This window comes from Pseudoalteromonas sp. SG43-5 (assembly GCF_014164345.1).
In the GTDB taxonomy this organism is placed as follows: Bacteria; Pseudomonadota; Gammaproteobacteria; order Enterobacterales; family Alteromonadaceae; genus Pseudoalteromonas; species Pseudoalteromonas distincta.
Window position 1 is genome coordinate 1 of record NZ_JACJFA010000013.1, and the last position, 24,549, is coordinate 24,549.

The following is a 24,549-nucleotide window of genomic DNA, read 5'->3' on the forward strand; positions in this document are numbered from 1 at the left end:
GTATGTTCGTTAATCATAATGTGCCCTCAAACAAGATTTGAAGATCTGATCATGACATTGAGATTTAGTTCAAAAAAATCCCCGCTAATTTCTTAGCAGGGATTTGTGTATAAGAGACAGCTTTAAAAGCGCCTTTCTTTATGAGCTAAAATTAATTACTCAACAGTTTGTGTAGCCGTTGGTAAGTTAAGCTCAGCATTGGCTTTAAGCGCTTCAATAAATACCATGTAGTTTTTATTAGCTTGCGCCATAGTAATGCTTTGTTTTGCTTGAGGGTCAATATTAGCTGCAACTTGTGCATCCGTTACCGACTTAAGCGCAACAATTGCTGCATCACCATTATTTAAATTAACGAGATCGACTACCGCAGAATCCGCTGGGTGAGCCATTTTAAAAGCTTGAGTCACAATAGCAGGTGAAACAGTGTAGCTTTGACGTGTTAACTTAGCTTCTTGGCGAAGTGTTAAGCTTTGCTCGTTAGCAACATCGTTTAAGCTCTTACCTGCTTGTACTTCTGCAAATAAGCTACGTGCCTTTTCTTTAGCAAGCTCAGATGATTTTTCATTCACTAAACGCGCTTTAATTTCCTCGCTTACTTCGTCTAACGGCTTAGTAGCAGCAGCTTTGTGCTCGTTAATACGAACAATGATTGCATGCTCATCGCCAAGCTCAATAACTTCAGAATTTACTTTATCTTCAAGTAAATCAACTGATGTTAGTGCTGTGACAACTGCAGGGCTGTTTAACGGCTCTGGTAGAGCATTAAGTGCTAAAAGAGGTGTAGATTTAACTTCCACTTCAGCAACTTCTGCAGCATCATCTAAGCGGTCTGAAATTTCAAATGCAAGTGCACCCATTTCAGTTTGCTTTTCGTAAAATGCATCAATTTTTTCAGCTTGTTCTAATTCAGCACGTAAGTCAGCTTTAACATCGTCATACGCTTTAACTTGTTGTGGTTGAATGTCAGTAAGTTTAATTATGTGATAACCAAACTCAGAAGTAACAACGTCAGAAATATCACCTTTATTTTCAAGCGCGAAAGCCGCGTCTTCAAATGCAGGGTCCATTACATCACGCTCAATCCACTCAAGATCGCCGCCCATTTCGCCACTAACGATATCGTCAGACGATGATTGTGCTAACTCAGCAAAGTCTGCACCTTGCTCTAGCTGTGCATGAAGAGCATTGGCTTTTTCTTTTGCTGCATCATCGTCTTCACTGTTATCAATTAAGATATGTGATACGCGACGCTTTTCTGGCTCAACGTATTGTGCTTTGTTTTGCTCATAATACGCTTTAACGTCATCCTCGGTTACCGATTCAACATTGATATCTGCTGCTTTAAGCTCAATGTAACTTACTGAGATAAGCTCTGGAGATAAAAATTGAGATGCGTTTAAGTCGTAGTAATCAGATACTTCTTGATCTGATACTTCAACATTCGCGGCAAGTGCCTCTTTGTTTACAACTACGTAATCAATACTACGAGTTTGCTGCTGAAGAGCAATTGCGCTTTTCAGCTCGCTCTCTAGAGCAAAGTCTGTACCTGCAACAGCAGATACTACCTGGCTGCGTGTCATATCTTTACGTAAATATTCACGAAAAGCATCTGGTTGAAAATTCATTTGACGAATTACTTGTAGGTAACGGTCGTTATTAAATTTTTCACCAATTTGAAAGTACGGTAATTCTAAAATTGTTTTACGTACACTTTCGTCGCTTACGCGAAGGCCTAAATCAGCCGCTAGCTGTGATTGCAATTCTTGTTGTACTAAGCGGTCAACTACACCTTGACGAATTTGTGCCATGTAATTTGGATCAGCTGCAATTTGTGTAAAGTATTCACCAAATTGTTGCTCTAAACGGCTACGTTCATTTTGGTAAGCACGGTTAAAATCGGTTTGACTAATTTTAATTCCATTTACTTCAGCAACGGGTTGTTCTGTGGTTTGACCTAAGTAACTACCGATCCCTGCTAAGGCAAAAGATAAAATCACCGCGCCTAAAATTATTTTGGCTACAGGTCCTTGCGAACCTTCTCTGATTTTCTCAAGCATTTGTTTATCTCTTTTTGATCAAGGTATTTTACCTTGTCACATGTAAAAAAAGCGTATCTTACCAGATACGCTTTTTCACTTGAAGTAACTGGCGGAAAAGTTACTTAACTCATCTGTTGTGGTGAATCAGTAACTTTACACTCGCCATAACTAATGTGTTTAAAACAGTGATTAGTTTACTGCGTCTTTAAGCGCTTTACCGGCTTTGAAAGCTGGAATAGTTGCAGCAGCAATTTGGATAGTTTCACCAGTTTGCGGGTTACGGCCTGAACGTGCAGCACGTTCACGTACTGAGAAAGTACCAAAACCTACAAGTGCAACTGAGTCGCCATCTTTTAGCGCGCCAGATACAGATTCGATGAATGAATCTAGTGCACGACCTGCAGCCGCTTTAGAAATGTCAGCATCAGCTGCGATTTGATCGATTAATTGAGATTTATTCACAATATCATCCTCTTTCATTGTTATTATCAAGAGCGATGGTTTTTTAAACTAACATCACTTTTTTGAAAATTTTAGAGCAAACTTTTAATGCCCACATGATTATATTTTTCTTAAGCCTAGGCCCCGTAAGGGCTAGGCTTGAAAACCAGTGCTTAACTTATCATACCGTTTAGATTTGAAAAGCCCTAAAAAGCACTTTTTTTATGTTTTTTCTTGGTTTTTAGGTGTTTCGACCGAAAAACTCTCAACAGGATGCACTAAAGCAAGCTTTAACACCTCGTCAATCCAAGTAACTGGGTGAATATCAAGACCTGCCAGCACGTTGTCTGGTATCTCTTTTAAGTCACGTTCGTTAATTTTTGGAATGATCACTGTTTTAATTCCACCACGATGCGCCGCTAATAACTTCTCTTTTAAACCACCAATAGGAAGTACTTCACCGCGTAGTGTAATTTCACCTGTCATTGCAACATCTGCTCGTACAGGATTACCCGTTAAGCTAGATACAAGACCCGTTACCATTGCTGCGCCCGCACTAGGACCATCTTTTGGTGTTGCGCCCTCAGGTACGTGTACGTGAATATCACGTTTTTCGTAAAAGTCGCTGTTAATACGGAAAGTATCTGCTCGATTACGCACAACCGTCATTGCCGCTTGAATCGACTCTTGCATTACATCGCCAAGAGAACCGGTGTAACTTAACTTGCCTTTACCTGGCACTGCCGCACATTCAATTGTTAGCAAATCACCGCCAACTTCTGTCCATGCTAAGCCTGTAACTTGACCAATACGGTCGCCATCTTCAGCTTTGCCATAGTCAAAGCGCTGCACACCTAAAAAGTCTTCTAGGTTATCTTGATTGATGGTCACTATTTTAGTGTCCTTTTCAAGTAAGATATTTTTAACTGCTTTACGACATAGTTTCGAAATTTCGCGCTCTAGGTTACGTACACCCGCTTCACGTGTGTAATAACGAATAATGCCAATAATTGCGCTGTCTTCGATAACTATTTCAGACTCTTTTAAGCCGTTACGTTTAACTTGTTTAGTAATTAAGTGCTCTTTTGCAATGTTTAGCTTTTCATCTTCGGTGTAACCCGACAAGCGAATAACTTCCATACGGTCCAATAATGGGCCAGGAATGTTAAAGCTGTTTGATGTTGCTACAAACATAACGTCAGATAAATCGTAATCGACTTCAAGATAGTGATCGGCAAAATGACTGTTTTGTTCCGGATCAAGCACCTCTAACAATGCTGATGCTGGGTCGCCGCGCATGTCCGATGACATTTTATCGATTTCATCTAATAAGAATAATGGGTTTTTAACGCCCACTTTTGTCATGTTTTGAATTAGCTTACCTGGCATTGAACCTATGTATGTACGACGATGACCGCGAATCTCAGCTTCATCACGTACGCCGCCAAGCGCCATACGAACATACTTACGACCAGTCGAACGTGCAATAGATTGCCCAAGTGATGTTTTACCAACACCTGGTGGTCCAACTAAACATAAAATTGGCCCTTTGAGCTTATTAGTACGCTGTTGTACTGCGAGGTACTCAATAATGCGTTCTTTTACTTTATCTAAGCCGTGGTGATCGCTATCAAGAATTTTTTGTGCGCCTGCTAAGTCTTTTTTCACTTTAGAGCGTTTTTTCCATGGCACATTAATTAATGTATCTATGTATGAACGCACTACAGTCGCTTCTGCAGACATTGGCGACATCATTTTAAGCTTATTGAGCTCTGTAGTTGCCTTTTCTTTAGCTTCATCAGGCATGCCAGAATCTTCAATACGCTTTTTTAGCGCTTCAAATTCATCAGGCACATCATCAAGCTCACCAAGTTCTTTTTGAATGGCTTTCATTTGCTCATTGAGGTAATACTCGCGCTGAGATTTTTCCATCTGCTTTTTAACGCGGGTACGAATTTTCTTCTCAACTTGCAATAAGTCTATTTCGCCTTCCATTAGTGCCATTAAATATTCAAGACGTTCTGTGACACTTGAAATTTCGAGCACTTTTTGTTTTTCAGGTACTTTAAGCGGCATATGCGCTGCCATTGTGTCGGCAAGACGTGCTGGCTCATCAATACCTGAAACCGAAGTTAGTACTTCAGGTGGAATTTTTTTATTTAGCTTTACATAGCCTTCAAACTGGCTAATTGCGCTTCGGATAAAAATATCTTGCTCTTGTTCATCTACAGAATCAGATTCAATAAATTGAGCATTAGCGACAAAAAAGTCATCGTTATCTACAAATTCTTCAATTTGTGCGCGCTGTGTACCTTCGACTAAAACTTTAACTGTACCGTCTGGTAATTTTAATAACTGAAGTACAGTGGCAATAGTACCGATACGATAAATATCATCTTGCTCTGGTTCATCTACAGTTGCATCTTTTTGTGCAACCAAGAAAATTTGTTTGTCTTTGTCCATTGCCGCTTCTAGGCATTTTATTGATTTTTCACGGCCAACAAAAAGCGGGATCACCATGTGCGGGTATACCACAACATCGCGCAGTGCAAGGACTGGGATTTCGACTCGGTCGGTTCTCTCAAGCGTCATTATAGTTTCTCTTCGCACTTCATTTATTTTAAAGATTACTCAAGTATATGGGGATAACCTAATTAAAGTTCAACAATTTTCCCTAACTCGATTAAATTAATTATAAAAAAAGGAGCCTAAGGCTCCTTTTTCCATTCAAATAGCTTAAAAACTATTCTGATGCAGCTTTATCTTGTTTATTATTTTCATAAATCAAGATTGGATCTGACTCACCTTTAATAACGGTTTCATCAATAACCACTTTGCTTACATCATCCATTGAAGGAAGTTCGTACATAGTATCAAGTAATACACCTTCAACAATTGAACGAAGACCACGTGCGCCTGTTTTACGCTCCATTGCTTTGTGGGCAATTGCAGCTAAGGCATCATCGCGAAACTCAAGTTCAACGTCTTCCATACCAAACAATACTGAAAACTGTTTAGTAATCGCGTTTTTAGGTTCACTCAATATTTGTACAAGAGCTGCTTCATCAAGTTCTGTTAACGTAGCCACTACCGGCAAACGGCCTATAAACTCAGGAATTAAGCCATATTTAACTAAATCTTCTGGCTCTACATCTTTAAATGTTTCACTTAAAGAACGACTCGCCGCAGACTCTTTTACGCTAACGCCAAAACCGATACCGGTGTTTTTATGGCTACGTTGCTCAATTACTTTATCTAGGCCTGAAAATGCACCACCACAAATAAACAAGATTTTAGATGTATCTACTTGTAAAAACTCTTGCTGTGGATGTTTACGACCACCTTGCGGTGGAACAGAAGCAACGGTGCCTTCAATCAGTTTAAGTAGCGCCTGTTGAACGCCCTCGCCTGATACGTCACGCGTAATTGAAGGGTTATCTGATTTACGAGAAATCTTGTCAATTTCATCGATGTAGACAATACCGCGCTGTGCTTTTTCAACATCGTAATCGCACTTTTGTAAAAGCTTTTGAATGATGTTTTCAACATCTTCACCTACATAACCTGCTTCGGTTAATGTAGTGGCATCGGCCATAGTAAACGGCACGTCAAGTAGGCGCGCTAATGTTTCTGCAAGTAATGTTTTACCACTACCTGTTGGGCCGATAAGCAAAATATTACTTTTACTTAATTCAATGTCTTGCTTAGTCGATTGGTTACGTAGGCGTTTATAATGGTTATAAACGGCAACAGACAATACTTTTTTAGCATGGTCTTGACCAATAACATAATCGTCTAAGTGTTTACGAATTTCTTTTGGTACAGGTAGTTTGTCAGACGTATCATGCTTAGGAGCAATGTCTTTGATCTCTTCCCTGATAATATCGTTACACAACTCTACACATTCATCACAAACGTATACTGAAGGGCCTGCAATTAATTTACGCACTTCATGTTGGCTTTTGCCACAAAAAGAGCAGTATAACAATTTATTACTTTTGTCGCCGTCTGTAGGAGTGTCAGACATTCAGCTACCTCATTTTATTACGTTGGCCACCAAAACTATTGGCGGCTATTTCAATACGCTTTAACTATACCAAAATTTATTGGTTTTCGCATAGTAACTCAAAGTGGCAAACAGGCAGTCCTGCTTACCAAGCGCTTACTTTTTGTCGCGATTTGTAAACACAGAGTCTACCAAGCCGTAATCTACAGCTTGCGAAGCACTCATGAAGTTATCACGATCAGTGTCTTTAGAGATAATATCTAATGGTTGGCCTGTATGCTCAGCCATTAAGCGGTTAAGCTTATCTTTAATAGACAGAATTTCTTTAGCGTGTATTTCAAAGTCAGATGCTTGACCTTGGAAACCACCTAATGGTTGGTGAATCATCACACGTGAGTTTGGTAGGCAAAAACGCTTACCTTTAGCACCAGCAGTAAGTAAAAAAGCACCCATGCTTGCAGCTTGACCTACACATATTGTACTTACATCTGGTTTGATGAAGTTCATTGTGTCGTAAATAGCCATACCCGCAGTTACTGAACCACCTGGTGAGTTGATATATAAAAAGATATCTTTATCTGGGTTCTCTGATTCTAAAAATAGCATTTGCGCTAAGATCAGATTTGCCATGTTGTCTTCAACTTGACCTGTTAAAAAGATAATACGCTCTTTTAATAATCTCGAATAAATATCATACGAGCGCTCGCCTTTTGGTGTTTGTTCAACAACCATTGGGACCAATGCATTTAGGGGATCTGTAATACCAGTATTCATACTTATTTAATTCCTTATGCGCTTATACTTATCCTTATTATAAGGAAGCATAGTTATCGTTTTTCGCAAATTTAGAGCCAAAAACTAAAATGGCCCGGGCACGCTGTATAAACAGAGTAACACGAGCCATTTAATCGTTAGCGAGAGCTTAAGTCAATGACTTATTAAGCACCTTGCTGTGGATTCATGATGTCATCAAATGCTTTTTCAACATCAGTAACAACTGCTTTAGCTAAAATAGCTTCAACAGCTTGCTCTTCCATTGCTACATTACGCATTTGCTGCATAAGTTGATCATTACCTTTGTAGTATTCTACTACTTCAGTTGGATCTTCGTATGCAGAAGCTACTGTTGCGATTAATGCTTCAACTTTAGCGTCATCAACTTTAATCTCGTTAGCTTTAATCACTTCACCTAATAAAAGGCCAGTTTTTACACGTGTTACAGCTTGCTCGTGGAACAATTCAGCTGGAAGCTCTGGCATGTTTTGAGCGTCGCCGCCAAAACGTTGAGCTGCTTGCTGACGTAGAGCATCAACTTCTTGATCAACAAGTGCTTTAGGCACTTCGATTTCGTTGTTAGCTAAAAGACCTTTGATTGCTTGGTCTTTAACGCTTGCTTTAACCGCTTGGTCTAGCTCACGTGTCATGTTCTTTTTAACTTCTTCTTTAAGCGCGTCTACGCCGCCTTCGGTAACACCGAATTTAGTTGCAAACTCTTCGCTTAATTCTGGTAATTCTTGCGCTTCAACTTTTTTCACTGTGATAGTGAATTGAGCCGCTTTACCTTTTAAGTTTTCAGCGTGGTAATCATCAGGGAAAGTTACATCAGCAACTACTTCTTCGCCTGCTTTTTTACCTACGATGTTATCTTCAAAACCTGGGATCATACGACCTTGGCCAAGTTCTAATGGGAAGTCTTCAGCTTTTCCGCCTTCAAATACTTCACCGTCGATAGTACCTACGAAATCAACTGTTACACGGTCGTTTTCGCCAGCAGCTGCATCAACATCAGCCCACGCTGCGTGTTGCTTACGAAGTGTTTCTAGCATGTTAGCTAAATCTTCGTCAGTTACTGTTACTGCTGGTTTTTCAACAGTAATTTTATCTAAACCTTGAACTTCAACTTCAGGGTAAACTTCAAACGTTGCTGAGAATTCTAAATCTTTACCTGCTTCAAGTGATTTAGGAGCGAATGTAGGCGCGCCAGCTGGGTTGATTTTTTCAGAAACGATTGCTTCAATGTAATTACGTTGCATTACTTCGCCAGCAACTTCTTGACGAACTGCAGGGCCAAAACGCTTGTTAATTACAGATACTGGAACTTTACCAGCACGGAAACCATCTATACGCTGTGTTTTTGACAGTTGTTGTAGGCGTTTTTTTACTTCGGTCTCAACGTTCTCTGAAGGAACGGTGATAGTTATACGGCGCTCAAGGCCTTGGGTCGTCTCAACAGAAACTTGCATGATTTACCTCAATATTCAATTTTGGCGACTGTTCGCCTTCCTTTACAAACAAAGTGTTCTGCATGAGTCTTGATAAAGTTTAAGCGGTTTTTCACACTTAAAAGCATCCGTCGCTACCATGAGACACCATTGCTGCTTTGCCCTTCGGGCACTATGTTAAACAATAGACGCGGCATTATAACCTAATATTTATGATAGTCGAGTATAGGGGGCAATTATTTGGACTAGATAAGGGACTATAAAGACTTACTGAATAAAAAACAGGCTAACTACGGACTAAATAGAATAAAATAGAAATTATTTAATAGAATTATAGGCTAACAGATTTAGATTTATAACTTAGAGGAGTTTACTTATTGTTCTTATTGGATAAGAAAATGGTCGGCGATGCAGGATTTGAACCTGCGACCCCTTGGACCCAAACCAAGTGCGCTACCAAACTGCGCTAATCGCCGACATTGAAGAGTTAACTTCTTTTTTCATACTGAACACTTAAACTGAGAGTTTAAGACCATTTTAAGAAAATGGTCGGCGATGCAGGATTTGAACCTGCGACCCCTTGGACCCAAACCAAGTGCGCTACCAAACTGCGCTAATCGCCGATATTCGTTGTAAATGGGGTGACTGATGGGGCTCGAACCCACGACAACCGGAATCACAATCCGGGGCTCTACCAACTGAGCTACAATCACCGCTATATTTACATGTTTTCAAATGGTGCACCCAGAAGGATTCGAACCTTCGACCGACGCCTTAGAAGGGCGTTGCTCTATCCAGCTGAGCTATGGGCGCATCGAAAACTTCATAGTTTACCAATAAGCTATTCGATTATAAAAAATTATAAAAAAATGGTCGGCGATGCAGGATTTGAACCTGCGACCCCTTGGACCCAAACCAAGTGCGCTACCAAACTGCGCTAATCGCCGAAACTTATTATTGTTAGCGAGTGACCTCGTTGACAACGGGGTGCATAATAGTGATTTGACGGGGTTAGGTCAAACGTTTTTTTTAGAAAACCAATCAAGTGCTCATTTTTAGTGCACAATGGTTAAATATTACAATAGTCGGCTGAATTTTAAACTATTTAACAGCTCAAACGTTATATACCTTAAAAGCAACTTGGCGCTGCTATGCTTTTCTGCGAAAATAGTAGGCACATTATAAAACGAGTTAAATAAAGAGCGTATTTTTCTTTATTAGCATTTTTACCCCTATTTTACTATGCATTCGTTTTTAGAGTATCGGTATCTAGTTAATTAACCCCAATTAAAGGTCACCCATGACGGCAAACATCATTGATGGTAAGGCAATCGCAAAACAAGTACGTAGCGCTGTAGCAGAACGCGTAAGTGAACGTGTAGCAAATGGTTTACGTGCACCAGGACTTGCAGTAGTACTTGTAGGACTTGATCCAGCAAGCCAAGTTTATGTTGGTTCAAAACGTAAAGCCTGTGAAGAAGTAGGTTTTATCTCTAAATCATTTGATTTACCAGCAGACACACAAGAGCAAACTCTTTTAGATTTAATTGACGAGCTAAATAATGATGCCGAAGTTGATGGAATTTTAGTGCAGTTACCACTGCCAAAAGGTCTTGATGCTGAAAAGATTTTAGAACGTATTACCCCACATAAAGATGTTGATGGATTTCATCCATATAACATTGGTCGATTAGCACAGCGTATGCCTGCCCTTCGCCCATGTACCCCTAAAGGTATTATTACATTACTTGATTCAACGGGTGTACGTTATAAAGGGATGCATGCAGTTGTCGTTGGCGCGTCAAATATTGTTGGTCGTCCAATGTCGTTAGAGCTTTTATTAGCAGGTTGTACTACCACTGTGTGCCATAAATTTACTCAAGACTTAGAAACACATGTTCGCCGCGCTGACTTATTAGTTGTGGCTGTCGGTAAACCTGAATTTATACCGGGAGATTGGATAAAAGAAGGCGCTATTGTTATCGATGTGGGCATTAACCGCTTAGATACGGGTAAATTAGTCGGTGATGTTCAATACAGTGTGGCCGAACAAAAAGCGCATTTTATTACACCTGTACCAGGTGGCGTTGGCCCGATGACTGTCGCAAGCTTAATTGAAAACACACTTGAAGCGTGTGAAAAGTATCACAGCTAAGCTGTTAAAAAATCAAAAAAGGGTTGCCATTTGGCAACCCTTTTTTAGTTTGACCTGAATTACTTTAAACGCTTACGCTTTACGCCACGTTGTTTTACCAGCTGAATCTTCAAGTATTACACCTAACGCATTAAGCGCATCACGTGCTTCATCAGCAGCAGCCCAGTCCTTACTAGCACGTGCTTCATTACGTTTTACAATTAATGCTTCAATTGTCGCAACTTCGTCGTCATCTTGCCCACCTTGTAAAAAAGCTTCCGGTGCTTGTTGAGCAACACCTAACACTTCACCGAGGCTACGCAGTATAAACGCTAACTTGCCAGCTTGACCTGCGTCACTTTCTTTTACGCGGTTTAATTCTTTAGCAAGTTCGAACAACGCAGGTAGTGCTTCTGGTGTATTAAAGTCATCATTCATTGCTTTTCTAAACTTAGCAACAAACTCATTGCCTTCTAAGTCGCACTCTACCGGTACGACATCACGAAGCGCTGTATAAATGCGTTCAAGTGATGAACGCGCTTGGTCTAAATTTTCTTGTGAGTAATTTAATTGGCTGCGGTAATGCCCTGAAATTAAAAAGTAACGAACAGATTCGGCATCGTATGCTTTTAAAACTTCACGCACAGTAAAAAAGTTATCTAACGACTTAGACATTTTTTCTTTATTTACTTGCACCATGCCAGTATGTATCCATGTATTTACATACTTGCCGTTGTTTGCACAGCACGACTGGGCAATTTCGTTTTCATGATGTGGAAACTGTAAATCAGACCCCCCACCGTGAATATCAAAATGCTCACCTAAGTGTTTTGAGCTCATTGCCGAACATTCAATATGCCAACCAGGACGCCCTTCACCCCACGGTGATGACCATGATGGCTCACCTGCTTTGGCTTTTTTCCATAACACAAAATCAAGCGGATCGTCTTTATCTTGAGCCACTTCTACGCGAGAGCCCGATTGCAACATAGTTAAATCTTGCTGAGAAAGCGCACCATATTGCTCAAACGTTGATACATCAAACAAAACATCGCCATCAGCTGCAACATAGGCATGGCCTTTTTCAATCAAGCGCTTAACCATAACGATAATTTCATCCATATGGCTTGTAACTGTTGGTTCAACATCTGGGCGTAGCATATTTAGGCTATCAAAATCTTCATGCATCGCTTTAGTCATGCGCACAGTTAAGTCGTTTATTGACTCACCATTTTCATTTGCACGTTTAATTATTTTATCGTCGATATCTGTAATGTTACGTACATATTTTAAATCGTAACCAATATGACGTAAGTAGCGCACAATAACGTCAAAACCAACAAAAGTACGAGCGTGTCCAATATGGCAGTAATCATAAATGGTGATACCACACACATACATGTCGATTTTGCCTTCGACCATAGGTTTAAATTGCTCTTTTTGTCGCGTGAGTGTGTTGTATATATTTACCATTTACTTTGAGTCCTTGACTATTTACTTGAACAGTTATGTTACCACTTGAAAAGCCCCTGCTCTAGCGCTTTATAACAAACCAAACATCTACTTTGTTAATCTTAGCCAACTACGATAAAATAGCGCCAATATTTAAACCAGATATAGGAAAACACATGGTTGTTCTACACACCAATTTTGGTGACATCACCATTAAAATGTTTGAGCAAGAAGCTCCAAACACTGTTAAAAACTTTTTAGAGTATGCAAATGCTGATTTTTTCAACGGCACTATCTTTCATCGTGTAATCGATGGTTTTATGGTTCAAGGCGGTGGTTTTGTACCAGGTATGGAACAAAAAGAAGTTAACGACCCAATTAAAAATGAAGCTAATAATGGCCTATCTAACAAGATAGGTACTTTAGCAATGGCACGTACACCTGATCCTCATTCAGCTACGGCGCAGTTTTTCATTAACGTGAATAACAACGACTTTTTAAACCACAGTAGCGAAACATCGCAAGGCTGGGGTTACTGTGTTTTTGCTGAAGTAGTAGAAGGCATGGACGTAGTAAATAAAATAAAAGGCGTAGCAACAGGTAGTACTGGTTTTCACCAAGACGTGCCTCTTGAAGATGTGATCATCGAAAGCGTTACTGTTAGCTAATAGTAAGTTTACCCACGTAATGTGGAGTATCAGCGGGCATTTACCAATGTGTATACGCCCGCTTTATTTATATCGAAAAGACTGACCTATGACTCGCCAAACTTACTTTATTGCAGATTTACACCTAAGCGAAAACCGCCCCGACATTAGCGCTGCATTTTTTGACTTTTTAAATACGCATATACTAAATAAAGATGTAGATGCACTTTATATTTTGGGTGATTTTTTTGAAGTATGGGTTGGAGATGACTACATTACAGCGCTGAGTGCCGATGTAGCAAAGCATTTAAGCGCCGTTAATGATGGTGGGACACCTGTTTATTTTATACATGGCAACCGTGATTTCATCATGCGCAAGCAATATGCAGACATGGCCGCAATGACTTTACTCGATGAACAAACAGTCATTGATTTATATGGTACGCCTACCGTTATTTTACATGGCGACGAAATGTGTACTCAAGATACTGAGTATCAAAAATTTCGTAAAAAAAGCCGTGGTTGGTGGTGGCCAAAATTAATGCTTGCAATGCCACTTTGGTATCGTAAAAAAATAGCGCGTAATGCCCGTGAAAAAAGTAAGTTGAGCCAAGCTGATAAACCTATCGAAATTTTAGACGTTGTAGATGAAGCCGTGCTTGCCACCTTTGCCAAACATAACGTTACTAATATGATTCATGGTCATACTCACCGTCCTAATGTTCATACCTATAAAGTTAATGAACAAACGCTTACTCGTACAGTGCTAGGTGACTGGTATACCCAAGGCTCTTATTTAGTCGTTACCCCTCAATCACAAGAATTAATTAGCACGCCTTTCGCATAATTTAAAATCCTGACTATTATTTAACTATATATTTGAATAATAGTGAGAGGTTTAATGATTAAGCTGTTAATTTTCATCGTAGTAATTGCCATTCCTACCAAAGTATTTAGCGAGCAAACATGGCAAATTGTTACTGAAAACTACCCTCCCTATTTTAGCGAAAACCTTCCTGATAACGGTTGGTTATATGAAATCACTCAATCAGCCCTTAAAACTCAAGGCATTAATAGCGAAGCCGAGTTTACGACATGGGACCGCGCCCTAAAGCTATTAGAAAAAAAGAGAAAAACAGCTATTTTAGGCGCTTTTTATTCATTAAAAAGAAATGAAGTTTTTTACTACTCTCGCCCACTTGCAGTTGCTCATTCAGGAATTTTTAAACGCAAAGAGAGTGCTATTAACTTCGATGGTACAGTTAAATCATTAACACCTTATAGTATTGGTACAGAAGACAATGCCTTTGTAAGCCAAGAGTTTACAAGAAATACTGAGCTGGCAATAACATCCACTAAAAGCCTTCCTACAAGTTTATACCTGCTACAACAAGGACGTATTGATTTGGTCGCAGGCACTAAAGAAGTAGGGAAGTATTGGCTTGAGCACAATAACGAAGTTGATTTAGATAAGAATAAAATTGAGTACTTATTGCCAGATCTTGCTTCTCATAAACTATATTTAGTTGTCTCTAAATCAAATTACAGGGCAAAAGAGTACTTACAAAAGTTTAATAGAGGGATTGATATAATAATTGAAAACGGAAGCATTGCTGAAATCATGAAGAAACACAATTTCAGCAATCAAAAAACAGCTGAATACATTAATTTTTTAAAAGAAAATTAGCTTTCTGCTATTGGCAGGCCACTATGAAACTTAAAATCTTCATCCTGTGATGAAATTAATTCGGCTTCAATCTCGCCAAATTCTTTAACTCGTTCGGTAATATCAAAATCAGCAATTTCTTGCGCTAAAGTTAGATAATCTTGGTAATGACGGGCTTCAGAGCGCAGCAGCGAAATATAAAAATCACCTAAACGTTTGTCAACATGCGGCGCAAGCTTTGCGAAACGCTCACATGAACGCGCCTCAATGTAAGCGCCTACAATTAATTTATCAACAAGGGCGTTTGGCTCAAACGTTTTAACATGACGAAGCATGCCTTTTGCATAACGACATGGTGTAATGCTTTGGTACTCTACACCGTACTCGTCCATAATTTCGAGCACTTGGTAAAAATGATGCAACTCTTCTTTTATCAACAATACCATTTTATCAATTAAATCTTGTCCATATGGCGAATTAGATTTAGGAATTATTGATTTAGTTAGCTTATTTTTAGCGGCGAGATCACGCCAATTTCCTTCACGCTTATAAATAAGCGTTTCAAATGGCTTTAGCCACTCGAGTAAGGCATCACTGCCCTCTTTATCAACAGCGTATTTACGTATTAAAAACATCGCACTTTGAGCCGCTTTTAACTCACAAATTAAGTGATCGATTAAGATTACTGATAAGTTCTCTTTTTTAATTGCCTGCTCCACCCACTGCTGTGGGGTTGTACACACTAAAAAGTTATTGATCGGCTCTAAAAGTTGGCTATGTGGCACGTTGACTGCTCATTACTAAATAAATTTGATATGCCATTATTTTAACACGAAATTTTGTTTGGGATAAATCAAAGCCTTAACCTGTGCAAAAATGTTAATAGTGAGTTAACTTGACTTTGCAAAATAAGTGAACCATAACTGTACGTAGACTGTATAAAAATAAACCAACCAAAACAGTAATACGTTCCTTTTATGGAGTAAGCACTATGATACTAAATCACCTCTGGGGCATTTATGCTCACCCACTTGAAGAATGGCAAACAATAGATAATCGCCATGAAAGTCTAACCTATAGTTTGTCGCATATTTTACTGATTGCTTTGTTTCCTTCAATAATGGGTTATTACTCATCTGTTTATTTAGGATGGAGTATAGGCGCAGGCGATCCTGTATTTTTAACGCACGATAGTGCGCTATTAATTGCAGTTGCAATGTATTTTGCTTTAATAGCGGGTGTTTTTGCATTGGCGTATTTGGCTCATTGGATGGCCGTTACATTTGGCTCTAAGCCTACATTTACACAAACACTTGAACTTGCAGCTTATACTGCAACACCTGTGTTTATGTCGGCGCTTGCCGCCTTTTGGCCTGTACTTTGGTTTGTAGTGTGTATTGGAATTATTGCACTAGCTTACTCGGTCTACTTACTTTATACCGGCGTACCAATACTTATGCATATTCCAGAAGAGCGTGGTTTTATTTATGCCAGCTCGGTTGTAACGTGCGGATTAATATTATTAGTTATTATTTTAGCTGTAACAGCTATGCTTTGGACAAATGGGATTGTTAGTCCAATGTTTACTTAATAAAGTTTAGCTAAAAAAGAGTCGTGTTTGATAGAAATGTTCCCTTTCTTTCCTTCGCAAAAAAGGAGCTAATTAGCTCCTTTTTTTATGTAACGACTTTTTATTAACTAATTATTAATCAGCTTCGTTTTCGTCTTGGTTGTGAATCTCTAAACTTGAAGACATCGCACTTTCGCGGGTGCTTTTTGCTGAATCGTTACGTAGCTCATCAATACGATTTAAATAGTTTTGATCAATGTCGCCTGTAATATATTGCCCATCAAATACTGAGGTTTCAAACTTAGTAATTTCAGGATTTTCTTGGCTAACCGCAGCTATTAAATCTTTTAACGATTGAAAGATTAAACCGTCAGAACCAATACTTGCATTAATATCTTCAACTTCACGTCCGTGAGCAATAAGCTCAGCTGCTGAAGGCATATCAATACCGTACACATTAGGGAAGCGTATTTCAGGCGCTGCGGATGCAAAGTAAACATTTTTAGCACCAGACTCTCGAGCCATTTCAACAATTTGTGCTGATGTTGTACCACGAACAATTGAGTCATCAACCAATAATACGTTTTTACCTTTAAACTCGCGATCAATTGCGTTTAGCTTTTGACGCACTGATTTTTTACGCATCTCTTGGCCAGGCATGATAAATGTACGACCGATATAACGGTTTTTAACAAAACCTTGGCGATACGGTAAATCAAGTACACGTGCAATTTCCAGTGCTACATCGCATGAAGTTTCTGGGATTGGGATAACTACATCAATGTCTTTATCAGCCCATTCGCGTGCAATTTTTTCGCCTAGTTTTGTCCCCATGTTTACGCGTGTTGCATAAACAGACATACGGTCTATTGTTGAATCAGGTCGAGCAAAATAAACAAATTCAAAAATACACGGCGAGTAAGATGCTTTATCTGCACAACTAAGTGAATGAAATTCACCTTCTTCTGTAACATATATAGCTTCACCAGGGGCAACATCACGTACAAACTCAAATCCGTCCGGTTTTAACGCAACGCTTTCAGAGGCGAACATGTACTCAGTACCTTTTGCAGTCTCACGTTTGCCAAATACAAGTGGACGGATACCATTAGGGTCGCGAAAAGCAACAATACCGTGACCAATAATCATAGCAATTGTTGCATAACCACCGCTTACTTTATTATTTACCTCGGTTACCGCAGTAAATATATCTTCAGGGTCTAAATGCAACTTATCAGATTTACTTAGTTCATGTGCCATGATGTTGAGTAAGATTTCTGAATCAGATGTTGTATTTACATGACGACGTGCTTCTGAGAATAACTGCTCTTTTAAAGCTTCTGCATTAGTAAGGTTGCCATTATGGGCAAGTGCTATACCAAACGGTGAGTTAACATAAAAAGGTTGTGCTTCAGATGAGCTTGAAGACCCTGCTGTAGGATAGCGAACATGGCCAAGACCAATCGTACCTTGTAGTCGTTTCATATGACGAGTGTGAAAAGCATCTTTCACTAAGCCATTTGCTTTGCGTAAGCTGAACGTATTATTCTCAATGGTAATGATACCCGCGGCATCTTGACCACGGTGCTGCAAAACAGTTAAGCCATCATAAATCGCCTGATTGACAGGGGATGTTCCGACTATTCCAACGATACCACACATGTAATTTATCCTCGCCGATTAACGGTTTACTGAATTTAAAAAGCTCGAGTTGTTTTCTAGGTATGAAAAGAACCATTCAACAACAAAGCCAAATTCTGGAATCAAAATAGAATTGCCCCACCAGTGCGTATTGGGTGCACCAGTAAAAGCATCAAGAAAGAAGAGTAACGCGCTCACGACCAACACGCCTCGTAGAGCACCAAACACTATGCCAAAGACACGGTCGGTACCCGATAAACCAGTACGATGTACAAGTTCACCTAAAATGTAGTTTAGTAAACCGCCTAACAGTAGCGTCGCAAAGAATAATATGGCTATGGCCGCCGCATTTCTTAAAAGGGGTTCAGAAATGGTTGTTAGGAAGGAAGCTAAATATTGGTAAAATAAGCTAGAGATGATAAAGGCGCCAGCCCATACCGCTAATGACATTGCTTCTTTTACAAAGCCGCGTATTAAACCGATGATGGTAGACAATACAATGATGCCAATAATGGCGTAATCAACCCAGATCATAAGAACCAATTAGTCGCTAATTTGGGGCGCATTCTATACCCAAACATCGTTAGTATGCAAGTTTAAACGGGAGATTACTGGGTTGTAGTTAATACAAAAAATTAACATTCTAGTCTAGGTATTGTGAGATAAAGATAATGATAAAAAAAATATAAATAAATAAAAAAAGGCTTGTTATACAAGCCTTTTTAAAATTATTTTGTTACTTCATACTGCGTAACTTTACCATTTAATTTAGTAAGCTCTTTGAGCTGAGGGAGCTGCTTTTGTAATTCACTTTTATCAAGCGAAGGACCAACAAATACTTTGGTTAGTGTCCCATTTGGGGTTTTAATCGGTTTAGTAAACGTTTTAAACCCTTCAGCCTTTAATTTAGCCTGTAATGCTTTAACGTTTGCAACATGTGAAAAACTACCTAATTGAATAACATAGGCCATACTCGTTAGGTTTTCATCACTTTTACGTGGTGCAATAGGCTCTGGCTTAGCTTGAACAGGCGCTTTTGTAATTGGTGTAGCTTTGGGTTCTATAGTTGCTTCAACAACTTTATCTTCCAAAGCGTAATCACTCTCATCCATCGCGCTTTGCTGCTCAAAAGCTTCATCGTCAGCTTGAATGTCTTCAATTTCATCTTGCTTTAGTGGCTCAGCATTAGCCATATTTTCATCAATTGACTCTTGAAGATCGATTGTTTTGAACTCAGGGCGGTCTGGGATCGCTTTAAAGCCTTCTTTATAATGCACTTTTTCGCCATCGAGTATATTAGGGATAAACACAATTGCTGCGATCACCACTATACTTGTTCCGACTAAGCGATTAATAAAACTTGAGTTCACCGACATCCTCTCTATTTTTTAAAGTAATTAATAGCGCCAGCAACTGTAAAAAATGAACCAAATATAATCAACATAGTATCACTTTGTTGTTCTGGTAAAATTACATTCAGTGCTTGTGCCACACTATCATAGCTATTAATAGTATTATGATGAGACAATTCGTGCAGTGCATTTTGTAAATTACTTGCAGTGTCGCCTCGCGGGCCACTTAAGCTCGCTAATGACCACTCATCGACCAAGTGACTTACTTCTTTAAATACACCCGCTTTATCTTTATCAGCAAGCATAGCGGCTAATGCATGAATTTTAAAGCCTTTATCTTTATAGCTTGATAACTTATTGGCTAAATAACGCGCCGACTCAGGGTTGTGTGCTACGTCGGTAAAGACTAAAGGCTCAACACTTAACTGTTGAAAGCGCCCTTCGACAACTAAATTAGCTAAACAACTTCGTATAATTGATTCACTAGGTAATAAGTTTAAAACACTTAGCGTAGTTAATGCGGTAGCTGCATTTTGACACGGTATTGCAGGCTTATCTATTTCAAGATTATGTTCTTTATATTGCCAATTAAAGCTCTCAGCATTTTCTTTAAAAATAAAGTCACTGCCCGACAGCGTCATGTTGGCATTAATTTCTTTGCCGTAATCAGTCATTGTGTGAGGAATATTTAAATCCCCTATAATAGCGGGCGTATTTTCACGAAAAATACCGGCTTTATCATAAGCCACTAACTCACGGGTATCACCTAAGTACTCTTTATGGTCTAAGTCTATAGTGGTGATCACGCTTGCAAAGGGAGTGACTATATTTGTAGCGTCAAAGCGCCCACCTAAACCAACCTCTAGTAATACATAATCGACGTTACAGCGTTTAAAAATTGCCAACGCACCCAAAGTACCATATTCAAAATAAGTCAGAGGAGTGTCTTTACGGCCTTGCTCAAGCTGGTGAAAAGCATCTATATGAAATTGGTCTGCCAATTCTTCCCCATTAACTCGTACACGCTCGTTATAACGAATTAAATGTGGAGATGCGTAAGTACCCACATTGAAACCTTGCGCTAGCAATAGCGACTCTAAGCAGCGTGCTGTGGTGCCCTTACCGTTTGTACCGGCAATAAGAATAATTTTACTTGGAGTGTTTAACAGGCCAATATTGTTAGCAACATTAGCAACTCGTTCTAAGCCCATAGCAATGTTAGCTGGGTGAACACTTTCTAAATAAAAAAGCCAATCATCAAGGCTTGATGATTGGCTAGGAATTTTTTTTGTCATAGCGTGTAATCAGTAAAGCTGAAATTTACGCTACTCTATGCTCTTGTTCCGTAGAAGGCAAGTTCATAAATTTAGCTAAAATGCGTGCAAGGGTATCGCGCATTTCACGGCGGTCAATAATCATGTCAATTGCACCGTGTTCAAGCAAAAATTCACTACGCTGAAAGCCTTCAGGTAATGTTTCGCGAACAGTTTGCTCAATAACACGAGGACCCGCAAAACCAATTAATGCTTTAGGTTCTGCAACGTTAATATCGCCCAGCATAGCAAGTGATGCAGATACACCACCCATAGTTGGGTCAGTCATGACTGAAATAAACGGAAGACCTTTTTCAGTCATTTTTGCAAGTGCAGCACTTGTTTTAGCCATTTGCATAAGCGACATAAGCGCTTCTTGCATCCGTGCACCGCCTGATGCAGAAAAACAAATAAGCGGCATGTTATGCTCTAAACATTGATCAACAGCATCAACAAAGCGAGCGCCAACAACAGAAGCCATTGAACCACCCATAAACGAGAACTCAAATGCTACTGCTGCAACTGGAATACCTTTTAATCGGCCTTTCATAGCTACAAGTGCATCTTTTTCACCACTTGCTTTTTGGGCTGCACTGATACGATCAGAGTATTTTTTAGAATCTTTAAACTTAAGAATGTCTTTAGGCTCATGTTGTGTGCCAAGCTCTTGACGGTCACCTTCATCTAAAAAGTGCTCCAGGCGCTTACGGCCACTAACACGCATGTGGTGGTCACACTTAGGACATACGTTTAATGACTTTTCTAATTCAGCTTTATATAAAATTGAATCACACGATGTGCACTTAGCCCAAACACCTTCTGGGATTTCTTTACGACCTGATGATTTTGTCGTTTTAGGTAAGATTTTTTCTAGCCAACTCATTTGCAACTCTCTTAATGCTGTTCTGTGTCGCGAGCCTGCCAATAGCAATTAGCAGACAAATTTTTTCAATTAAAACATGAATTACACTAACGCGGTATAAAAAACTGGTCTTAGTAGTTAAAAGTGTTCATAAAAAACACTAACGGCAACCATAACTAAATTTCAGCGTCAGGTAAAAACAATGGACCTAAAGGCATTTTAGGAATATTAAACTCTTCAGGATAATCGACATCAACCAAGTATAAACCTGCAGCTTTAGCTGTAGCACTTGCTTTAGCACGCTCTTTACAATCAAGTAATTCTTTCAACCAAATGGGCTGTTGCTTATGTATGCCAATATCCATCAAGCTCCCCGTTATATTACGTACCATGTGATGCAAGAACGCATTCGCCTTAATATCAATAATAACGTAACACCCTTGGCGCTGTACCGATAAATGATGAATAGTGCGAGTCGGTGTATTTGCTTGACAATGGATCGCTCGAAAAGATGTAAAATCGTGTGTCCCGATCAAATACTGACAGGCTTCCTGCATTTTAACTTCATCTAATGGGTGATGAAAATGCGTAACCCCTTCGTTTAACACTGCTCCTCGAAAAGGAGAGTTATAAATAATATAGCGGTATCGGCGAGCGGTTGCACTAAAACGAGCATGAAAATCGACAGCAACTGGTTGTGCAAAGCGAATAGCAATATCTTTAGGCAATAAGGTATTCATACCCATTGTAAATGCGACCATGTCACGCGAAGCTTCAGTTTCAAAATGTATTATTTGACCTGTACCGTGCACACCCGCATCAGTTCGCCCCGCACATACTACTTCAACTGGGTGATTACAAATACGCGACAATGCCTTTTCTACTTCTTGTTGTACGCTATTTACATGTGATTGACGTTGCCACCCACTATAGCGTACGCCGTTGTATTCAACTCCAAGTGCTACTCGCATAATTACTGCTTTACCTACTGTGCTAATGAACACGGCATTTTATGCTATCTCTCGACGCAATAAAAGGAGGTGTGCGGTAATACCCTTTTTATTAAAAACATGATCATTTCAATGAATCAAATAACTTAATAATTACGATGTAAATTATTCTTTTATAACAATTACATACTATAAAATTCACTTCGTTAATGCGTTGCTTTCCCTTGTTATAATTAAACTAACATCCATAAAAAAACCCTTAATTAGAATAACCAATTAAGGGTTTTTTTAACAATTTGTTATTTTAGTTTCGCTTTTAAACTAAGTGCCTCTTCTTGAACTTCTTCTGGGCCTTTGTTGATGACATCCTCAATGACCTTGAGCGCAGAATCAAAATCATCAATTTCAATATAAGCACGCGCTAAATCTAGTTTAGCTGAATAACCACCACTTTCAGCATCAACATCGGTTGGGTTATCACCAGCAAGTAATGCATCAAACTCACTCAAACCGACATCCATATTAACGTCGGTGTAAGGTTCGTGTTCAAGTTCAGCCTCTTCACTTTCTTCTAATAATGAATCTATATCTACAAATTCATCATTATCAAGTTGCTCAATATCACTACTTTCAACAAGTGGCTCTTTTGTAGTTAATGAGTCATCTTCCTCTAAGTCTTCTTTTAGCAAGCTGTCAAAGTCGACATCAAATTCACTGCTATCCTCAGCACTTAATTCTTCAGGCTCCGCTAACTCACTAAGTAATGAATCAAAATCAGTTTGCGTCAAATTTGACATAAACTCTTCATCAAGTTCATCGTCAGAGCTAATATTAGTGCTACCTGCTTCATCTGAGTTTGTTAACTGTGCTTCGCGCTCTGCATTTGTTTGCTCTTGCTGCTCGTCTGATAACTCATCAGTTAGCGCTTGCTCTAAAATATCTTCGTCAAACTCAACATCTAAGTCAGAAAAATCGTCTTCAATTAAAATTTCATCATCAAAATCGTCTTCTAAACTATCTAAATCATTATTTTCAGAAAGCGCATTTGATAAGTCCTGCTCAGCTTGGCTGGAAGCGACTCCCTGCGCCTCACCGTCTAAATCATCACCTTGTAATTCTTCGGGGGTAAATGGCAACTCACTTTCTAGTGTTTCTTGAACTTCATCAAGGTTAAGAGGTTTGGTATCCTCTTCTATACTAACTGGTTCAACAGAATCAATTCCGTCATTAATTTCTTGCAGTAAATCATCATCAAACGACTCGTCTTCAACCTTAGCTTCTGATTCAGAGAAGTCATTATCAATTAATAGTTCATCATCAAAATCATCTTCTAAGCTATCTAAGTTAGCATTTTCAGAAAGCGCATTTGCGAGATCTTTCTCTGTTTGACTAAGTGCTACTGCATTTTCTTCACTCGGTGCATTTTCTTTAGGTTCTTGCGGCTCAAACGAAGGTTCATTCTCCAATAATGAATGATCATCGTCTAATTCAAGTTCAGGATATTCATCTAACTCTTCACTTGGCGTTATAAGATCGCTATCAAGCTGCTCTTCAATTTTTGTAAGATCTGAGTCATCGTCGCCCGCTAACGGATCGTCACCAAGATCTACTTCTATTTCTTCAAGATCGTCTTCAAGCTCATCTAAAGACCAATCTGGTGTTTCTATATAGTCATCATCCGTCGCTTGTTGTAGCTCATTTAAAAGCTCATCAACGCTCTTTAAAGTATCATCTGTATATTCTTCAAGCGCATCTTCAGGATCAAGAAGCGACTCTGATGTATCTGAAAAATCATCAACCGTTACATCTATAAGTTCAGGTTCTTCTTTAAGCTCAGGTTCTTCTGCAAGTTCAGGCTCATCGTCAAGCTCGGGCTCTTCTTCAAGCTCAGGTTCTTCTATAAGCTCGGGCTCTTCATTTAATGATGAAGCAAGCGACTCAATATCATCAACATTTAATTCTTCTTGAGCATCTGCTAAATCCTCAACTGAGTCTGCCAATGCATTATCAATTTCTGAATCTCTTACATCTGAATTTTTTACTTCATCATCAATTAGGTTATCTATGTCGTCTAAATCAAAGTCATCGCTTTGTTCAACTAATGAATCATTTGCAGTATCAACCGCAGTCTCATCAATTAAGCTATCTATGTCGTCTAAATCAAAGTCGTCACTTTCCTCAACTAATGAATCATTTGCAGTATCAACTGCTGCCTCATCAATTAAGCTATCTATGTCGTCTAAATCAAAGTCGT

20 protein-coding genes and 5 tRNA genes are annotated in these 24,549 nt (G+C 39.2%); 5 read left to right on the top strand and 20 right to left on the bottom strand.

Translation table 11 applies throughout. From position 1 onward, the window contains the following. Nucleotides 1-155 precede the first annotated feature (155 nt). From H5161_RS13455 to H5161_RS13505, 11 genes are all read right to left on the bottom strand, one after another. Nucleotides 156-2,057, bottom strand: a complete 1,902-nt coding sequence (locus tag H5161_RS13455; RefSeq protein WP_024606161.1) for a SurA N-terminal domain-containing protein — start codon at nucleotides 2,055-2,057, stop codon at nucleotides 156-158. 171 nt (nucleotides 2,058-2,228) lie between these two features. Further along, nucleotides 2,229-2,519, bottom strand: a complete 291-nt coding sequence (locus tag H5161_RS13460) for an HU family DNA-binding protein (RefSeq protein WP_158000827.1) — start codon at nucleotides 2,517-2,519, stop codon at nucleotides 2,229-2,231. 183 nt (nucleotides 2,520-2,702) lie between these two features. Beyond that, on the bottom strand, nucleotides 2,703-5,072 hold the full coding sequence (gene lon / locus H5161_RS13465; RefSeq protein ID WP_024596372.1) for an endopeptidase La: 2,370 nt from the start codon (nucleotides 5,070-5,072) through the stop codon (nucleotides 2,703-2,705). A 151-nt stretch (nucleotides 5,073-5,223) separates the two neighbouring features. Next, complete coding sequence (gene clpX, locus H5161_RS13470) at nucleotides 5,224-6,507, bottom strand: ATP-dependent protease ATP-binding subunit ClpX (protein ID WP_002958344.1); 1,284 nt, start codon at nucleotides 6,505-6,507, stop codon at nucleotides 5,224-5,226. A gap of 135 nt (nucleotides 6,508-6,642) precedes the next feature. Next, on the bottom strand, nucleotides 6,643-7,260 hold the full coding sequence (clpP, locus tag H5161_RS13475) for an ATP-dependent Clp endopeptidase proteolytic subunit ClpP (protein WP_002958346.1): 618 nt from the start codon (nucleotides 7,258-7,260) through the stop codon (nucleotides 6,643-6,645). A gap of 164 nt (nucleotides 7,261-7,424) precedes the next feature. Further along, a complete protein-coding gene (gene tig / locus H5161_RS13480; RefSeq protein ID WP_007580935.1) occupies nucleotides 7,425-8,729 on the bottom strand; it encodes a trigger factor in 1,305 nt (434 codons plus the stop codon). 378 nt (nucleotides 8,730-9,107) lie between these two features. Next, a tRNA-Pro gene (locus tag H5161_RS13485) sits at nucleotides 9,108-9,184 on the bottom strand. 70 nt (nucleotides 9,185-9,254) lie between these two features. Continuing rightward, nucleotides 9,255-9,331, bottom strand: a tRNA-Pro gene (locus H5161_RS13490). A gap of 14 nt (nucleotides 9,332-9,345) precedes the next feature. Further along, nucleotides 9,346-9,421: transfer RNA gene (locus H5161_RS13495), tRNA-His, on the bottom strand. A 23-nt stretch (nucleotides 9,422-9,444) separates the two neighbouring features. Further along, nucleotides 9,445-9,521, bottom strand: a tRNA-Arg gene (locus H5161_RS13500). Between the two features lie 57 nt (nucleotides 9,522-9,578). Continuing rightward, nucleotides 9,579-9,655: transfer RNA gene (locus tag H5161_RS13505), tRNA-Pro, on the bottom strand. 353 nt (nucleotides 9,656-10,008) lie between these two features. Here H5161_RS13505 and folD point away from each other — a divergent pair. Then, nucleotides 10,009-10,863, top strand: a complete 855-nt coding sequence (folD, locus tag H5161_RS13510; RefSeq protein ID WP_002958348.1) for a bifunctional methylenetetrahydrofolate dehydrogenase/methenyltetrahydrofolate cyclohydrolase FolD — start codon at nucleotides 10,009-10,011, stop codon at nucleotides 10,861-10,863. Between the two features lie 72 nt (nucleotides 10,864-10,935). Here the strand turns inward: folD and cysS are convergent, their stop codons facing one another. Next, nucleotides 10,936-12,315, bottom strand: a complete 1,380-nt coding sequence (gene cysS, locus H5161_RS13515; protein ID WP_182769512.1) for a cysteine--tRNA ligase — start codon at nucleotides 12,313-12,315, stop codon at nucleotides 10,936-10,938. Between the two features lie 155 nt (nucleotides 12,316-12,470). On the opposite strand from cysS, the gene H5161_RS13520 reads away from it, so the two are divergent. The 3 genes from H5161_RS13520 (at nucleotide 12,471) to H5161_RS13530 (ending at nucleotide 14,628) form a co-directional block, all read left to right on the top strand. Further along, nucleotides 12,471-12,962, top strand: coding sequence for a peptidylprolyl isomerase (locus H5161_RS13520; RefSeq protein WP_002958350.1), 492 nt, complete (start codon nucleotides 12,471-12,473; stop codon nucleotides 12,960-12,962). Nucleotides 12,963-13,050: 88 nt separating this feature from the next. Then, nucleotides 13,051-13,788 (top strand): UDP-2,3-diacylglucosamine diphosphatase, encoded by a 738-nt coding sequence (locus H5161_RS13525; protein WP_002958351.1) that lies wholly within the window; start codon nucleotides 13,051-13,053, stop codon nucleotides 13,786-13,788. A 54-nt stretch (nucleotides 13,789-13,842) separates the two neighbouring features. Further along, nucleotides 13,843-14,628: a transporter substrate-binding domain-containing protein gene (locus H5161_RS13530; RefSeq protein WP_138488746.1), complete on the top strand. Its 786-nt coding sequence runs from the start codon at nucleotides 13,843-13,845 to the stop codon at nucleotides 14,626-14,628. Here H5161_RS13530 and miaE read toward each other — a convergent pair. Next, a complete protein-coding gene (miaE, locus tag H5161_RS13535) occupies nucleotides 14,625-15,392 on the bottom strand; it encodes a tRNA isopentenyl-2-thiomethyl-A-37 hydroxylase MiaE (protein ID WP_182696375.1) in 768 nt (255 codons plus the stop codon). The genes H5161_RS13530 and miaE overlap by 4 nt on opposite strands. Nucleotides 15,393-15,598: 206 nt before the next feature. Here miaE and H5161_RS13540 point away from each other — a divergent pair, with 206 nt between their 5' ends. Further along, nucleotides 15,599-16,198, top strand: a complete 600-nt coding sequence (locus H5161_RS13540; RefSeq protein WP_024596370.1) for a Yip1 family protein — start codon at nucleotides 15,599-15,601, stop codon at nucleotides 16,196-16,198. Nucleotides 16,199-16,312: 114 nt separating this feature from the next. Here H5161_RS13540 and purF read toward each other — a convergent pair whose 3' ends face one another. From purF to H5161_RS13575, 7 genes are all read right to left on the bottom strand, one after another. Beyond that, nucleotides 16,313-17,839: an amidophosphoribosyltransferase gene (purF, locus tag H5161_RS13545; RefSeq protein ID WP_024596369.1), complete on the bottom strand. Its 1,527-nt coding sequence runs from the start codon at nucleotides 17,837-17,839 to the stop codon at nucleotides 16,313-16,315. 18 nt (nucleotides 17,840-17,857) lie between these two features. Beyond that, nucleotides 17,858-18,352, bottom strand: a complete 495-nt coding sequence (locus H5161_RS13550; protein WP_002958356.1) for a CvpA family protein — start codon at nucleotides 18,350-18,352, stop codon at nucleotides 17,858-17,860. 194 nt (nucleotides 18,353-18,546) lie between these two features. Further along, nucleotides 18,547-19,188: an SPOR domain-containing protein gene (locus H5161_RS13555; protein WP_182769513.1), complete on the bottom strand. Its 642-nt coding sequence runs from the start codon at nucleotides 19,186-19,188 to the stop codon at nucleotides 18,547-18,549. An 11-nt stretch (nucleotides 19,189-19,199) separates the two neighbouring features. Further along, the gene (gene folC / locus H5161_RS13560) at nucleotides 19,200-20,465 is read right to left on the bottom strand and encodes a bifunctional tetrahydrofolate synthase/dihydrofolate synthase (protein ID WP_182769514.1); all 1,266 of its coding nucleotides are present in this window, start codon (nucleotides 20,463-20,465) and stop codon (nucleotides 19,200-19,202) included. Between the two features lie 25 nt (nucleotides 20,466-20,490). After that, nucleotides 20,491-21,366 carry an acetyl-CoA carboxylase, carboxyltransferase subunit beta gene (accD, locus tag H5161_RS13565; protein WP_007376856.1) on the bottom strand — a complete coding sequence of 292 codons (876 nt, stop codon included), beginning with the start codon at nucleotides 21,364-21,366 and terminating at the stop codon, nucleotides 20,491-20,493. A 155-nt stretch (nucleotides 21,367-21,521) separates the two neighbouring features. Continuing rightward, entirely contained in the window at nucleotides 21,522-22,316 is a 795-nt protein-coding gene (gene truA / locus H5161_RS13570; RefSeq protein WP_165724236.1) for a tRNA pseudouridine(38-40) synthase TruA, read from the bottom strand. Nucleotides 22,317-22,594: 278 nt separating this feature from the next. After that, the coding region (locus H5161_RS13575; RefSeq protein ID WP_310737015.1) for a FimV/HubP family polar landmark protein at nucleotides 22,595-24,549 on the bottom strand (1,955 nt) is incomplete at its 5' end.

Excerpts from the sequence above, each read along its gene's own strand:
- folD (WP_002958348.1), top strand. The coding sequence starts at position 10,009 with ATGACGGCAAACATCATTGATGGTAAGGCAATCGCAAAACAAGTACGT.
- folC (WP_182769514.1), bottom strand. The coding sequence starts at position 20,465 with ATGACAAAAAAAATTCCTAGCCAATCATCAAGCCTTGATGATTGGCTT.
- H5161_RS13520 (WP_002958350.1), top strand. The coding sequence starts at position 12,471 with ATGGTTGTTCTACACACCAATTTTGGTGACATCACCATTAAAATGTTT.
- cysS (WP_182769512.1), bottom strand. The coding sequence starts at position 12,315 with ATGGTAAATATATACAACACACTCACGCGACAAAAAGAGCAATTTAAA.
- H5161_RS13530 (WP_138488746.1), top strand. The coding sequence starts at position 13,843 with ATGATTAAGCTGTTAATTTTCATCGTAGTAATTGCCATTCCTACCAAA.
- H5161_RS13460 (WP_158000827.1), bottom strand. The coding sequence starts at position 2,519 with ATGAAAGAGGATGATATTGTGAATAAATCTCAATTAATCGATCAAATC.
- H5161_RS13540 (WP_024596370.1), top strand. The coding sequence starts at position 15,599 with ATGATACTAAATCACCTCTGGGGCATTTATGCTCACCCACTTGAAGAA.
- clpP (WP_002958346.1), bottom strand. The coding sequence starts at position 7,260 with ATGAATACTGGTATTACAGATCCCCTAAATGCATTGGTCCCAATGGTT.
- lon (WP_024596372.1), bottom strand. The coding sequence starts at position 5,072 with ATGACGCTTGAGAGAACCGACCGAGTCGAAATCCCAGTCCTTGCACTG.
- accD (WP_007376856.1), bottom strand. The coding sequence starts at position 21,366 with ATGAGTTGGCTAGAAAAAATCTTACCTAAAACGACAAAATCATCAGGT.
- truA (WP_165724236.1), bottom strand. The coding sequence starts at position 22,316 with ATGCGAGTAGCACTTGGAGTTGAATACAACGGCGTACGCTATAGTGGG.
- tig (WP_007580935.1), bottom strand. The coding sequence starts at position 8,729 with ATGCAAGTTTCTGTTGAGACGACCCAAGGCCTTGAGCGCCGTATAACT.
- H5161_RS13455 (WP_024606161.1), bottom strand. The coding sequence starts at position 2,057 with ATGCTTGAGAAAATCAGAGAAGGTTCGCAAGGACCTGTAGCCAAAATA.
- H5161_RS13550 (WP_002958356.1), bottom strand. The coding sequence starts at position 18,352 with ATGATCTGGGTTGATTACGCCATTATTGGCATCATTGTATTGTCTACC.
- H5161_RS13525 (WP_002958351.1), top strand. The coding sequence starts at position 13,051 with ATGACTCGCCAAACTTACTTTATTGCAGATTTACACCTAAGCGAAAAC.
- purF (WP_024596369.1), bottom strand. The coding sequence starts at position 17,839 with ATGTGTGGTATCGTTGGAATAGTCGGAACATCCCCTGTCAATCAGGCG.
- clpX (WP_002958344.1), bottom strand. The coding sequence starts at position 6,507 with ATGTCTGACACTCCTACAGACGGCGACAAAAGTAATAAATTGTTATAC.